General features: G+C 72.8%; 11 protein-coding genes. 6 read left to right on the forward strand and 5 right to left on the reverse strand.

Annotated elements, in window-relative coordinates:
• Positions 1 to 392 precede the first annotated feature (392 nt).
• The 5 genes from Msi02_RS06765 to Msi02_RS06785 all read left to right on the forward strand — a co-directional run bounded on the left by Msi02_RS06765 (position 393) and on the right by Msi02_RS06785 (position 5,397).
• Positions 393 to 2,567 (forward strand): FxsB family cyclophane-forming radical SAM/SPASM peptide maturase, encoded by a 2,175-nt coding sequence (locus Msi02_RS06765; protein WP_239108182.1) that lies wholly within the window; start codon positions 393 to 395, stop codon positions 2,565 to 2,567.
• 135 nt (positions 2,568 to 2,702) lie between these two features.
• Positions 2,703 to 3,764 (forward strand): DUF418 domain-containing protein, encoded by a 1,062-nt coding sequence (locus Msi02_RS06770; protein ID WP_204047564.1) that lies wholly within the window; start codon positions 2,703 to 2,705, stop codon positions 3,762 to 3,764.
• Positions 3,757 to 4,485, forward strand: coding sequence for a carbon-nitrogen hydrolase family protein (locus Msi02_RS06775; RefSeq protein WP_239108183.1), 729 nt, complete (start codon positions 3,757 to 3,759; stop codon positions 4,483 to 4,485). The genes Msi02_RS06770 and Msi02_RS06775 overlap by 8 nt, the downstream gene beginning before the upstream one ends.
• 10 nt (positions 4,486 to 4,495) lie before the next feature.
• Positions 4,496 to 4,954: a hypothetical protein gene (locus Msi02_RS06780; protein WP_226872717.1), complete on the forward strand. Its 459-nt coding sequence runs from the start codon at positions 4,496 to 4,498 to the stop codon at positions 4,952 to 4,954.
• The gene (locus tag Msi02_RS06785; protein WP_079314110.1) at positions 4,951 to 5,397 is read left to right on the forward strand and encodes a hypothetical protein; all 447 of its coding nucleotides are present in this window, start codon (positions 4,951 to 4,953) and stop codon (positions 5,395 to 5,397) included. Before Msi02_RS06780 ends, Msi02_RS06785 begins: the two co-directional genes overlap by 4 nt.
• Before the next feature lie 61 nt (positions 5,398 to 5,458).
• On the opposite strand, the gene Msi02_RS06790 is transcribed toward Msi02_RS06785, so the two are convergent.
• From Msi02_RS06790 to Msi02_RS06800, 3 genes are all read right to left on the reverse strand, one after another.
• Positions 5,459 to 6,973 carry a carboxyl transferase domain-containing protein gene (locus Msi02_RS06790; RefSeq protein ID WP_204047566.1) on the reverse strand — a complete coding sequence of 505 codons (1,515 nt, stop codon included), beginning with the start codon at positions 6,971 to 6,973 and terminating at the stop codon, positions 5,459 to 5,461.
• Complete coding sequence (locus Msi02_RS06795) at positions 6,970 to 8,136, reverse strand: CaiB/BaiF CoA transferase family protein (protein ID WP_079314112.1); 1,167 nt, start codon at positions 8,134 to 8,136, stop codon at positions 6,970 to 6,972. The genes Msi02_RS06790 and Msi02_RS06795 overlap by 4 nt, the downstream gene beginning before the upstream one ends.
• A gap of 182 nt (positions 8,137 to 8,318) precedes the next feature.
• Positions 8,319 to 8,474, reverse strand: a complete 156-nt coding sequence (locus Msi02_RS06800) for a hypothetical protein (RefSeq protein WP_204047567.1) — start codon at positions 8,472 to 8,474, stop codon at positions 8,319 to 8,321.
• Between the two features lie 385 nt (positions 8,475 to 8,859).
• On the opposite strand from Msi02_RS06800, the gene Msi02_RS06805 reads away from it, so the two are divergent.
• On the forward strand, positions 8,860 to 9,195 hold the full coding sequence (locus Msi02_RS06805) for a hypothetical protein (protein ID WP_204047568.1): 336 nt from the start codon (positions 8,860 to 8,862) through the stop codon (positions 9,193 to 9,195).
• Positions 9,196 to 9,298: 103 nt separating this feature from the next.
• Here Msi02_RS06805 and Msi02_RS06810 read toward each other — a convergent pair whose 3' ends face one another.
• Both Msi02_RS06810 and Msi02_RS06815 read right to left on the reverse strand, forming a co-directional pair.
• A complete protein-coding gene (locus tag Msi02_RS06810) occupies positions 9,299 to 11,131 on the reverse strand; it encodes a hydantoinase B/oxoprolinase family protein (protein ID WP_204047569.1) in 1,833 nt (610 codons plus the stop codon).
• Positions 11,121 to 13,166, reverse strand: a complete 2,046-nt coding sequence (locus Msi02_RS06815) for a hydantoinase/oxoprolinase family protein (RefSeq protein ID WP_204047570.1) — start codon at positions 13,164 to 13,166, stop codon at positions 11,121 to 11,123. The genes Msi02_RS06810 and Msi02_RS06815 overlap by 11 nt, the downstream gene beginning before the upstream one ends.
• Between the last annotated feature and the right edge of the window lie 16 nt (positions 13,167 to 13,182).

Below are 13,182 nucleotides of genomic sequence, written 5' to 3' on the forward strand. Positions count from 1 at the left end.
TCACCACAAAGGCACCGAAAGAGTACTTATGCCTATTCCTACGGACAATCCGATACATGCATCGGCAATTTATCGTTGTGCGAATACAATACGGAGCGCCGGCGTCATGCTCGCCTTGGTACGCTCCCCTGGTTCGAATCCCGACGGAGTGGACGCGTTCACCTGCGGAAATACCGCAGGCGTTCCCCGCGCCACAGGGTTTCGACGTCGACTGCTCTCATGCCCAGAAACCAGGTGCCGCCATGCACGACGACGCAGCGATCAGGACACACGTCACCGGCGTCACCGCTTCCTCGCCGTCCACGCCGCCGGGCGGCCGTCACACGAGGACTCCGGGCTCGTCGTTCGATTCGTCCATCTGATTTCGCCCGCTCGTAATGCATCCGCCCATCGTGCCGTTCCGGCAATTCGTGCTGAAGGTGGCCAGCAGATGTGATCTGGCCTGTGATCACTGCTACGTGTACGAACACGCCGACACGAGCTGGCGGGGACGGCCGATGGTCATGTCCGACGAGACCGCCGCCCGGGTGGCGGATCGGATCGCGGAGCACGCCGCCGAGCATCGGATCCAGACGACGCACGTCGTCTTCCACGGAGGCGAGCCCCTCCTCGCCGGAATCGATCGCCTCCGGCGATTCTCGCGTACGCTCCGCCGGGCGGTCGAGGGTGTCTGCGACCTCGACCTGCGCATCCACACCAACGGCGTGCTCCTGTCGCGCGCCTTCTGTGACATGTTCGCGGACGAGGGCGTCAAGGTCGGCGTGTCGATCGACGGCGACCGGGCGGCCAACGACCTCCACCGCCGGTACGCCAACGGCCGGAGCAGCTACGACCAGGTCGTCCGGGCGATCACCCTGCTGCGCGATGATTACCCGCATCTCTACGCCGGGCTGCTGTGCACCATCGACGTCCGCAACGATCCCGTCGCGGTCTACGAGGCGCTCGTCGCGCTGCGCCCTCCGCGCGTCGACTTCCTGCTGCCCCACGCCACGTGGGACAGCCCGCCGCTGCGGCCCGGCGGGCGGCGGACCGCGTACGCCGACTGGCTCACCGCGGTGCACGACCGGTGGCGCGCGGACGGCAGGCCGGTCCCGGTCAGGATGTTCGACTCGATCACCCTGACCGCCTCGGGCGGGGACAGCCAGACCGAGTCGCTCGGCCTGCGGCCGTCCGACCTCGTCGTCATCGAGACCGACGGCTCCTACGAGCAGGCCGACTCGCTGAAGACCGCCTACGACGGCGCGCCCGCGACCGGATTCGACGTCTTCCGTCACTCGCTGAACGAGGCCGCGCGGCATCCCGGCTTCGCCGCACGCCAGGGCGGACTGGACTCGCTGGCCGACGAATGCCGCCGTTGCCCGCTCGTCACCAGTTGCGGCGGCGGCCTGTACGCGCACCGCTATCGGACGGGCTCGGGCTTCGCCAACCCCTCGGTCTACTGCGCGGACCTGTTCCGGCTGATCTCCCATCTGATCGACAAGGAGCGGCGGAACCCGACCGCCCCCGTCCACCGGCTGCCGGTGGCGACGCTGGACGCCCTGGCGTCGGGGAGCGCCGGGGCGGACGACGTCGCACGACTGCGCGCCCCGCAGCTCAGCGGAGCCCGCCTGGCGGCGGGCCGCGCGGCGGCGGTCGTCGCCGGCCAGGAGTCCTGGTCCGTCCTGGTGGACGCCGAGCGGGCGGACCGCGACGCGGTGGACGACCTGCTGAGCCATCCCTACGTCCACGCCTGGGCGGCGCGCTGCGCGGCCGCCGGTCCCGCCCGGCTCACCGCCGCCGACGCCGGTCACCTCGCGGCCGTCGCCGCGGTCGCCGCCGTACGGACCGGCCTGGCGGTGAAGGTCACGGTGCCGGTCACCGGGACCTTCGTCCACCTGCCGGGACTCGGGCGGATGCGCGCGGACGGCCAGGACCACGCCGAGGTGGACGCCCACGACGGGTCGTTCGCCGTACGGGTGGACGGCCGGTGGCTGTCGGAGGACAGCCTCCTCTGGGAGCCGGTCCGCACGATCGAGGCCGCCGGGCTCCGCCTGCTGCTCGACGACGTCGACCCGTACCGCGATTGCCACGGCCTGCCCGTCGAGGACCGGCTCACCGGCGAGACGGCCGCCGAATGGGGCGAGGTGGTCCGCTCGGCGCTCGCCTCCCTGACCGAAGACCAGCGGGCCGCCATGCGCGCCGGCCTGCGGGTGCTGACGCCGCTGAAGGCCGGTACGCCCGGGGCGGCCGGCCGCACCGCGTACGGCGCGGTCGCCCTCCCGCTCGGCGCCGGCCCGGAGACGACGGCCCGGCTGCTCATCGAGCACTTCCACCGGGCCCAGCTCGGGGCGCTGCTCGACCTGCTCGATCTCACCGGCGGCGACCCGAGCCGCGAGCGGCTGCTGTGCGACGTGTACGGACTGCTTTCCGTCGCCGGGCTCCTCGGGGACGAGGAACTCGCGCGGCTGACGGCGGCGATCGGCCGGATCACCGACGGGGCGCTCCCGGCCGTGGGACGCCGGTTCGCCGAGGGGCTCGCCGAGGCCGCCGCCCGCCTTCCCCTGCCCGGGCACTCCCGGCGGAGGTGACGCGCTGCCGGGCCCCGTCTGTCCGTCCTCGGGCATGGCGCTGGAACCGGGATCGAACGACTTGCCATGATGGGGCACGAGCGGTGACTGCGGGACCCGGTCGCCAGTCGTCACGCCCGCGAGCGGGAGATGCGGGTGCTGGTGCTCTGGCCGCCCGGCTCACGAAGGGACTGGCGGGTGAACGTGGCGGCGGGCAGGATCCGGCGGGTCGACGCGCTGCGCGGGTTCGCCGTGTGCGGGATCATGCTGGTCAACGCCTGGCAGCAGAGGGTGCGGCACGGGCCGACCTCGCTGGACTGGGCGATGGTGAACCTGTTCCAGAGCCGCTTCTACCCGATGTTCGCGTTCCTGTTCGGGTTGTCCTTCGCGCTGTTCCTGCGCTCGGCGCGGCTGCGTACGAGACGCCCGCGCGTCGTCATGCTGCGGCGCCTGGTCGTGCTCGCCGCGCTGGGCGCGGCGCACATCCTGATCGACCCCGGCGAGGTGCTGCTGCCGTACGCGCTGCTGGGGGTGGTCGTCCTGCTTCCGGCGAGCCTCCTGCCCCGGGGAGCCGTGCTGCTGGCGGGCTGCGGCGTCCTGGTCGCCGCCGTGCTCGACCCCCATCCGTACGTGCTGATCACCGCGCTGTTCCTGCTCGGCCTGGCCGCCGCCCCCGAGGCGGAGGCGAGAAGGGGGGCCGGGCGCCTCGGCGGAGCGGACGGCCTGGGCGGCGGGCCGTTCCTCGGCGTCGTGTGCGCCGCGGCGGCCCTGCTCGCGGCCGGGCTGACCTGGTGGTGGAACCACGCGCCGCCCGGCGGCGGGGTCTACCAGGCGGCGGCGCTGTGCGGCGGGGTGGCCTACGCGGCGGCGTTCCTGCTGCTCGCCGGTCATACGGCGGTGTTCGAGGCGCTGGGGCGGATGACGCTGACCAACTACGTGACGGGCACGACGGTGATCGTGGTGGCGATGCCGCTTCTGGAGGCCGACGGCACGGGGGCCGCCGTCGTGGTGCTCGCCGTCGTCACCGTCGCCGCGCAGGCGGTCTTCTGCAGGTGGTGGCTCGCCCGGCACCGGCACGGCCCGCTGGAGTGGATCTGGCGCACGCTCACCTGGTGGGGCGAGCCGGCGACCGGGCAGACTGTGATCCGTGACCCGCGTAGCGCTGTGCCAGATCCCCGTAGACCACGACCCGGAGACCAACCTCTCGACCGTGCGTGACGCCCTCGCGCGGGCGCGAGGGGCCGACCTCGCCGTGTTCCCCGAGGCGACGCTCGCCCGCTTCGGCCCGGGGATCGTCGAGACCGCCCAGCCGCTGGACGGCCCGTTCGTCACCGGCCTGGCCGAGGCCGCGCGCGAGCACGGCACGGCCGTCATCGCCGGCGTCTTCGAGCCCGCCGCGGACGGCAGGGTCTGGAACACCGCCGTCGCCCTGCGGGAGGACGGCTCGCTCGCCGCGGCCTACCGGAAGATCCACCTGTTCGACTCCTTCGGGGCGAAGGAGTCGAAGCTGGTCGCGCCGGGAGACGTGCCGGAGGTCGTGGAGCTGGCCGGGCTCAGGATCGGCCTGATCACCTGTTACGACGTCCGCTTCCCCGAACTGGCCCGCGCGCTGGTCGACCAGGGCGCGGACACGTTCGCGGTGATCGCCGCCTGGGGCTCGGGACCGCTGAAGGAGGACCACTGGACGACCCTCGTCAGGGCCAGGGCGATCGAGAACACCACCTGGACCATCGCGGTCGGCCAGGCGCCCAATCCCGCCATACCGGACGGGTTCGGTGTGGGCCGCAGCATGCTCGTCGATCCGATGGGCGTCGCCCGGCATGACCTGGGCACGGGCCCGGGCGTGCTCGTCGCGGAGATCGACGCGGCGTGGACCGAGACCGCGCGCGCCACCCTCCCCTCCCTCGAACACCGCCGGCTCGGAGTCAGCAGATCGTAAACTTGGCCCCATGAGCGAGCCGGGACGCAGGACGCGGATGCAGAAGGTGGTTCCGCCGCGGCTGCTCGTGCCGTACCTGTCGGGCCGTCGCACGATCATCTCCGGCTACGTGTACCGCGTGCAGGACTGCGACCGGCTCACCGCCCCCGCCGCGCTCGTCGAGGCCCTCGACCTGTGCTTCGACGGATCGGAGCTGACGCCGGACGTGCCCGAGCTGTACATCATGCGCTGGGACGCGCGGGACATCGACACCTACGTCGTCCCGTACGGCCCCCACATGGGCGGTGATTGGAGCGATGCACCGCCCTTCACCGGAAACGGCTTCACCGCCTCGCGCGAGCAGGTGGTGCCGCAGTTCCACACGATGCCCATGCCGATCCCCGCGGGCGCGGAGATCGTCCACCTCACCGCGGCCGGTGAGCGTCCCTTCGCCGCGTACGACGGCCTGACCTGGCGGCCGGCCCGATGAGCGAGATCGAGCCGGTCGGCCTGGGATTCGTCGCCCGCTACCGCGACCGGGACTACGCCGCCGCGGTCGGGCCCGGCGGCGACGACGTGGTGCTGTTCAGCGAGACGCCGCAGGAGGGGTTCACCGCCGCGGGCGGCTACTGGCGGCTGCGGGTGAGCCGGGCCGCGCTGGAGCGGCTGACCCTGCTGCGGACGGTCGGGGCGTTCGGCGGCGAGCCGTGCCTCGTGCTGGACGAGGACGACGGCGGCGACGGCGGGGAGGGCGGCCTGCACATCGCCTACACGGGCCACAACGGCCTGAAGGCCGAGGCTCTCGGCTACTGGCTGGTGGACCACGGCGCTTACGAGGTGGTCGTGCCCCGCGACGAGGTCCACGCGATCCGGGTGGAGCGCGTGCCGGTGCCGCTCACTCCTGACCGGGCGGACGGTCAGGAGAGTTCTTGAGAGACCTCCGGGCCGGCACATGGTTCTCCGGAGCCGTTCGCCGGTGGAAGGGGAGGGCGGTTCAGCAGCCCAGCGACCGGTAGCGGGCGAAGCGGGCCGCCATCCGCTCCCCCGCCGGACGGTCTAGCAGGCCCGCGATCTCGTGTTCGAGCGTGCGGCCGGCCCTGCGGCAGAACTCCTCCGGCTCGTACGCCGCGTCCGGCCGTTCCGGCACGATCCGGTCCACGATGCCGTCCCGCCGCAGGTCAGCGGCGCGTACGCCCTGGGCGGCGGCGATCTCCGGGGCGAAGTCGACGGTGCGGTACAGCAACGCCGACGCGCCCTCCGGCGGGAGCGGCGACAGCCAGGCGTGCTGCGCGCAGACGACCCGGTCGGCCGGGAGCAGGGCCAGCGCGGCGCCGCCCGCGCCCTCCCCCAGCAGCAGGCACACGGTCGGCGCGTCGAGCATGACGAGGTCGGCCAGGCAGCGGGCGATCTCGGCGGCCAGGCCGCCCTCCTCGGCCGCCTTCGACAACTCCGCCCCGCCGGTGTCGACGACCGTGACCAGCGGCAGGCCCAGTTCACCGGCCAGGCGCATGCCGCGCCGGGCCACCCGCAGCCCGGCCGGGCCGAGCGTGCTGCCCGCCCGCTGCCGCCACCGGTCCTGGCCGAGCACAACGGCGGGCGCGGCGCCGAACCTGGCCAGCGCCAGCAGCAGGCCGGGGTCACGCTCCCCCGTGCCGGTGCCGTGCAGCGGGGTCACGTCCCGTGCGCCGTGTTTGAGCAGGTCGCGCACGCCTGGGCGGTCGTCGCGGCGCGAGCGGGTGATGGCCTCCCACGCGGGGACCGGTTCGGCCGCCTCCTCGGGCTCCGGGCCGGGCTCCGGGCCGGGCTCCAGGCCCGCGCGCGGAGCGCAGAGCACGGCCAGCGTCCGGATGGCGATCTCCCGCGCGTCCTCCGCCGAGACCACGGCGTCGACCAGCCCGTGGGCGTAGAGGTTCTCCGCGACCTGCACCCCACGGGGGAACGGGTAGCCGTGCAGCGACTCGAACACCCGCGGCCCGAGGAAGCCGATGAGCGCGCCCGGCTCCGCGGCCGTCACGTGCCCGAGCGAGCCCCACGACGCGAACACCCCGCCCGTCGTGGGATGGCGCAGGTAGACGACGTACGGCAGGCCGGCGGCGCGGTGGGCGGCGACCGCCGCGGTGATCTTCACCATCTGGGTGAAGGCCAGCGCGCCCTCCTGCATGCGGGTGCCACCGCTGGCGGGGGCGGCGAGCAGCGGCAGGCGCTCGGCGGTGGCCCGCTCGACGGCCCGGACGAGCCGCTCGGCCGCCGCCACACCGATCGAGCCGGCCAGGAAGGAGAACTCACAGGCGACGACGGCCACCCGGCGTCCGTCGAGCGTGCCCTCGCCGGTGACGACCGACTCGTCGTACCCTGTCCTGGCCCGGACGCGGGCGAGTTCGGCGGCGTACTCCGACCCGGGCGCGGCCCGGTCCCGCGGGGGCTCGTCCCACGACTTCCACGAGTGCGGGTCGAGCACCCGCGCGATCAGCGTCCGCGTGTCCGGCCTGCCCGCGTCGCCGCCGGTCATGGCGAGCGCCGCTCCCGTTCGGCCAGCCAGTCGAGCACGGCGTCGTTGTCCTGGCCCAGGCCGGGAGGCGCGACATGCCCGTCGTCCGAGGCACGGCCGTCGAACCGCAGCGGCGGGCCGGGCAGTTCGACCGGGCCGAGCACGGGATGGTCGACGGTGACGAGCAGGCCCTGCGACCTCACCTGGTCCCACGCGTACACCTCGTCGATCGACCGGATCGCGCCCGCGGGCACGCCGATCTCCCGCAGCGCCGCGAGCCAGTGCTCGCGGTCGTGCGCCGCCAGCGCCTTCTCCATCTCGGCGATCAGCTCTTCCCGATGGGCGAACCTATCCCTGTTTGTCGCATATTTCGGCATTTCGGGATCGATGTCCAGTAGCTGGGCGACCTTACGCCACTGCCCGTCGTTGGCCACCGCGATCTGGATCATGCCGTCGGCGCAGCGGAAGGCGCCGTACGGGGCGATGGAGGCGTGGTGGTTGCCGCCGGCTTTCGGCACCGCGCCGCCGACGGTCCAGGCGGTGCCGTGGTAGGAGTGCACACCCACGACCGACGCCAGCAGGGACGTCCTGACCACCGTCCCGCGGCCGGTGCGCTCGCGCTCGTACAGCGCCGCGACCACGCCGTACGCGCCGTGGATGCCCGCGAGCAGGTCGGCGATCGAGGCGCCGACCCGGTACGGCTCGTCGGGCGACGGCCCGGTCAGCGACATCAGCCCGGCCTCTCCCTGGGCGATCTGGTCGTAGCCCGGCCGGCCGCCCTCGGGACCGTCGTGGCCGAACCCGGTGATGGAAAGGATCACCAGCCGGGGATTGAGCGCGTGCAGGCGCTCGACGGAGAAGCCGAGGCGGTCGAGCACCCCGGTGCGGAAGTTCTCCACCAGCACGTCGCTCTGCCGCACAAGGCGCTCGACCAGGTCGCGGCCCTCCTCGGACTTCATGTCCACCGTGATCGACCGCTTGTTGCGGTTGGCCGCGAGGAAGTAGGTGGATATGTCGTGGTCCGGGCCGACGAAGGGCGGACCCCATCCGCGCGACTCGTCCCCCGACGGGTGCTCCACCTTGATCACGTGAGCACCCAGGTCGCCGAGCATCTGCGCGCAGTGCGGCCCGGCGAGTGCCCGGGACAGATCGAGGACGACGATGCCGCTGAGAGGTCCCTGCACGGCCAGCCTCCACGGGGGTCGCTAAGGAGAACGTCCTTCGGTCTCCACCGGCAAGCCTGCCAGGTCACCCCTCCGGCACGACAGCCCGGTCCGCGCTCCCGGCCGCCCGTACGGCCCCGCACCTCCCGGCCACGTCCGCATCCGGAACCGCCTCCGGCCGCGGGCGCTCGGCCCCCGGGACGTCAGCGGTGCGCGCGATGGCCGCGCACCTGGTCCATCAGCCGGCGCAGCCGCTGCCGGTTCTCCGGATCACGCGCCATGGTCTTGGCCTTCTCGACGTTCTCGCGACCCTTGGGGGTCTGCAGATAGTCCCTGATGCGCTGGACGATAGACGCCATTTGTAACTCACCATCCCGTTTGTGCCGTTACTGAACGGCTACCCACGGACACCGCCGCCAATCCCCGGCTGCAGCGGCACACGTGGCGGTACGGTGAGAGCCGCGGATGACGGGCGGCGTCGATACACGACCTCTGGGGGCGTGACGTGCGATCGGATGGAGCGTTTCGTCAAGGAGCTGGAGCACGCCCGCGGGGTCATCGGGGAGCGCGCCGAGGCCGTCCGGCGGATGTTCGCCGCGAAGGGACTATGACGAGAGGGACGGAGCCCACAGCGGCGCCGCGGCGCGGTTCGCGTTCACCGTCATCACCGAGACGTCGGGATTCCGTTTCGCCCCGCCCACGCGCGTACACCTCGCCGAGATCGCGGGCGCGTATGCCACCGAGATGGCAGAGGGCGCGAACCTCGGCGACGCCAACCAGTTGCTGCCCAGCGCGTTCGGACCGGTCGAATCGCGGGTGCCGAAATACGACGACCTGCGGGCCGCGCTCGAGACGGTCCGGCAGCACGTCCACGTCCTGGAGACGGCCCTGGACCGGGCCTGCGCCCAGTTCGGCGGTGAACCCGTATGGGTGGGCCCGGCGGCTCGCGCCTTCGCCGAGGAGCTCAACGGCCGCCGGGCGCGGATGAGGAGCGCCGTTCAGCAGGTGATCGCAGAGCTTGAGGCGGAGCTGCGCGCCACCCCCGCCAAGGTCTCCCGTTCCGCCGCGATGAGCGGCTGAGGCCGAGGCGGGACGGAGTCCCGCATGCCCGGCCCTCGGCTTCCCGGCGCACGGCGCACCGTCGGGCGCCGACGACGGTCCTCGGCGCCGCTTCGGTAGCGCGTCAGACGGTGTCCACCTCCGCGTGCGGGAGGCCGCCGGACAGTTTGGGGTACCCCGGGCCGCGGTCGAAGAAGGCGGCGGGACGCGTCTGGCGCAGCCGCTCCCGCAGGCGCTCGGTCGCCTCCGCGTCCACCACGACCTCGTCGGGGGTGCCGGACAGCACGACGCCGTAGTCCTCGCGCGCACCCTCGAACGAGACCTTCCCGTCGCGCACGTCGGCCGCCACCCTCTCCGCCGGCCGGTCGTACGGCGAGCCCCAGCCGCCTCCGCCGGTCGTCCGGATGCGGATGACCTGCCCGGCGCGTACGGGGAAGTCGTCGACCAGGCCCTCCATCTCCACGCCGTCCACGGTGACCTGGAAGGGACGGCCCGCCCGGCCGCCGTTAACGCCCCAGCACGACAGGATCGAGCGGTCGGCGATCGACATGAAGGAGGCGTCCCGCAGCATGCGGATGTGCTTGTCGTAGCCGAGGCCGCCGCGGAACTCCCCCGGCCCGCCGCTGTCCACGGCCAGCCCCAGCCGCTCGACCCGGAACGGCCAGCGTGCCTCGGCGAACTCCACCGGGATGTTGCGGCTGTCGGGCACCACGTGGATGGTGTCCTCCCCGTCGGCGTACCAGCGCCCGCCCGAGCCGCCGCCGAGCACCTCGCGCATGAGGTAGGGCCCGTCGTCCGACTCGCCGTACACGCCGGTGTAGCGGATGGTCTCCTGGTCGGCGGGCATGCGGCCGCCGGTCGCCTTGGCCAGCACGCCCGCCAGCACGCCGAGCAGGCGCAGGATCACGAACGTACGGGCGTTGGTGGGCGCGGGGAAGATCGGCGTGAGCAGCGTGCCCTTCTCCGGGAAGACCATCTTGATCAGCGGCACGACGCCCTCGTTGACGTCGAGCTCGGCCATCCGCTCGGGCGTGTCGGCGAGGTTGCGCAGGATCGGCGCCAGCCACTTCTTCAGGAAGACGCCGTCGGCGTAGTCGCCGGCGTGGTTGATCGGCCCCTTGGCCTGGGGCGAGGTGCCGGTGAAGTCGATGGTCAGCGGGGTCTCCGCCGAGTGGTCGACGGTGAGCGTGATCCGCTGGGTGTGCAGGCGCGGCTCGTCCACGCCGTCGTGCTCGGCGTAGTCCTCCCAGACGTGCACCCCCTCGGGGATCTTCGCGAGCAGCTCGCGGCGGAACGTCTCGGTCGTCTTGCCGATGATGGCGTCGAAGCAGGCCTCGACCGCCTCCCGGCCGTACCGGTCGAACAGCTCGCCGAGCCGCCGCGCGCCCATCAGGCAGGCCGAGCACTCCGCGTCGAGGTCCCCGGCCAGGGAGTCGGGCATCCGGGAGTTGCGCGTCATGATGGTGAGCGCGGCGCGGTTGGGCACGCCCTGGTCCCACAGCTTGATCGGCGGGACCATCAGGCCCTCCTCGAACGCGCTGCGCGCGTGCGAAGGCATCGATCCCGGCACCGCGCCGCCGATGTCGTCGTGGTGGCCGAACGCCTGGACGAACGCGACGACCTCGCCCTCGTGGAAGACCGGCACCGTCACGCACAGGTCGGGCAGGTGGCCGATGCCGCCCTCCGACAGGTAGACGTCGTTGTGGAAGAAGACGTCGCCGGGCCGCATGGTGCCGATCGGGAAGTCGCGGGCGACCGGCTGCACCAGCGCCGAGTAGGAGCGACCGGTCAGCTTGCGCAGCCGCGCGTCGTGGATCCCCGCGCGGAAGTCGTGCGCGTCGCGGATCATGGGCGAGCGGGCGGTGCGGGCGATGGCGGTCTCCACCTCCATCTCCACGGAGGCGAGCGTGCCCTCCACGATCTCCACGAGCACCGGGTCGACGGTCCTATCGGTCATCGCTCACCACCACGAGGTTGCCGTAGTCGTCCATGGTCGCCGTGAAGCCGGGATGCACCGGCAGGGTCGAGCCGTACTCCTCGATGACGGCGGGCCCTCGCACCACCGCCCCCGCACCCAGGTCGCCCCGGCGGTAGATCACGGTCCGGCCCCACTGCTCGTAGTACACGTCGCGGGTCGCGACCGGGCTCGGCTCGTCCTCCTGGCGGGGCCTGGGCGCGATCTTCGGCCGGGTGATGGGGCCGATGCCGGACACCCGGAGGTTGACCCACTCGACGGCGTGGCGGGGGTCGTCGCGGTAGCCGTACCCGTAGAGCCTCTCGTGCTCGGCGTGGAACCGCTCGGCGACCACGGCGAGCCACGCCTCGTCCACCGGGCCGTCGGGGGCGGGCACCCGCACCTCGTACGCCTGGCCGTAGTAACGCAGGTCGGCGCTGCGCGCGTAGACGTGCTCGGCGAATCCCTCGCGGTCGAGCGCGGCCGCCGCCTGGGCCTCCAGGTCGGCGAGGATCTCGCCGACCGCCGCCGGCGAGGGGTCGCGGGCGACGTGCGTGCGCACATAGTCGTTCTTCACGTCGACCGTGAGCAGGCCGAACGCGGACACGTTCCCGGGGTCGGGCGGGACGATCGCGGCCCGCAGCCCGAGGATGTCGATGAGGCGGCAGGCCAGCAGCGGCCCGGAGCCGCCGAAGGCGACCATCGGGAAGTCCCGCACGTCGAGCCCGCGCTGGACGGTGATCTGCCTGATCGCGTTCGACTGGTTGAACGCGCTGATCTCCAGGATCCCGGTGGCGCAGCGCTCCGGGGTCAGCCCCAGCCGGCCCGCCAGCGCCTCGACGCCCGCCCGCGCGGCGGCGACGTCGAGAGGGATCTCGCCGCCGAGCAGATGCGGGGGCACCCGGCCGAGGAAGACGTGGGCGTCGGTCACCGTCACCTCGGTGCCGCCCCGGCCGTAACAGATCGGGCCGGGGTCCGCGCCCGCCGACCTCGGGCCGACCTTCAGCGTTCCCTCGGGCGAGATCCAGGCGATGGACCCGCCGCCCGCCCCGACCGTGACGATGTCGATCATGGGGATCTTGCACGGGTAGCGACCGATGCTGCCCTCGGTCGTCAGCGACGGCTCGCCGTCCACCACGACGGCCACGTCGGTCGAGGTGCCGCCGCCGTCGAGGGTGATGGCGCTCGGGTGCCCGGCGGTCCCCGCGATCAGCGCCGCGCCGAGCGCCCCCGCCGCTGGGCCGGACAGCACGGTCGTGATCGGCTGGTGCACCACCTCGGCCGCCGACAGCACGCCGCCGTTGCTCTTCATGACGGAGAACGGCCGGCCGAGCCGCTCCGACAGGTTCTCGATGTACCGCCGCATGATCGGCTTGACCGCCGCGTCCACGAGCGTGGTCACCGACCGCTCGTACTCCCGGTACTCCCGCAGCACGTCGCTCGACAGCGACACGACCGCCTCGGGGTGCTCGCGCCGCAGCACCTCGCGCATCCGCCGTTCGTGCTCGGGGTTGGCGTAGGAGTGCAGGAAGCACACCCCGATGGCGGTCACGCCCCGCTCCCTGAACCACCGGGCGACGTCCGCCGCCTGCTCCTCGTCGAACGGCCGGACCTCCCGGCCGAGGTGGTCGAGCCGTCCCCCGACGGTCCGCACCCGGTGGACGGGCACGATACGCGGCGGCTTGACCCAGAAGTAGGAGTTGCCGTACCCGTCCGGCACGCTCTGCCGGGCGATCTCCAGGACGAACTCGAAGCCCTCCGTGGTGACGAAGCCCAGGTGAGACGTGCCGTCCGGGCGGTCCTCCAGCAACTGGTTGGTGGCGACGGTGGTGCCATGGACGAGGGCGGACACGGCATCGAGGGCGCGGGACCCCGCGTGGGCCTCGAGCACCTTGTGAACGCCTGCCATGAACCCGTCGGCCGGGTTGGCAGGAGTCGAGGGAGTCTTGGTCGTGACGATCTGGCCGGACTCCTCGTCGACGAGCACGACGTCGGTGAAGGTGCCGCCTGTGTCGACCCCGATGCGGACGCTGGACATGCTCCGTGTTTACCGA

This window comes from Microbispora siamensis (assembly GCF_016863095.1).
GTDB lineage: Bacteria > Actinomycetota > Actinomycetes > Streptosporangiales > Streptosporangiaceae > Microbispora > Microbispora siamensis.

Excerpts from the sequence above, each read along its gene's own strand:
- Msi02_RS06805 (WP_204047568.1), top strand. The coding sequence starts at position 8,860 with ATGGCAGAGGGCGCGAACCTCGGCGACGCCAACCAGTTGCTGCCCAGC.
- Msi02_RS06780 (WP_226872717.1), top strand. The coding sequence starts at position 4,496 with ATGAGCGAGCCGGGACGCAGGACGCGGATGCAGAAGGTGGTTCCGCCG.
- Msi02_RS06815 (WP_204047570.1), bottom strand. The coding sequence starts at position 13,166 with ATGTCCAGCGTCCGCATCGGGGTCGACACAGGCGGCACCTTCACCGAC.
- Msi02_RS06810 (WP_204047569.1), bottom strand. The coding sequence starts at position 11,131 with ATGACCGATAGGACCGTCGACCCGGTGCTCGTGGAGATCGTGGAGGGC.
- Msi02_RS06785 (WP_079314110.1), top strand. The coding sequence starts at position 4,951 with ATGAGCGAGATCGAGCCGGTCGGCCTGGGATTCGTCGCCCGCTACCGC.
- Msi02_RS06800 (WP_204047567.1), bottom strand. The coding sequence starts at position 8,474 with ATGGCGTCTATCGTCCAGCGCATCAGGGACTATCTGCAGACCCCCAAG.
- Msi02_RS06790 (WP_204047566.1), bottom strand. The coding sequence starts at position 6,973 with ATGACCGGCGGCGACGCGGGCAGGCCGGACACGCGGACGCTGATCGCG.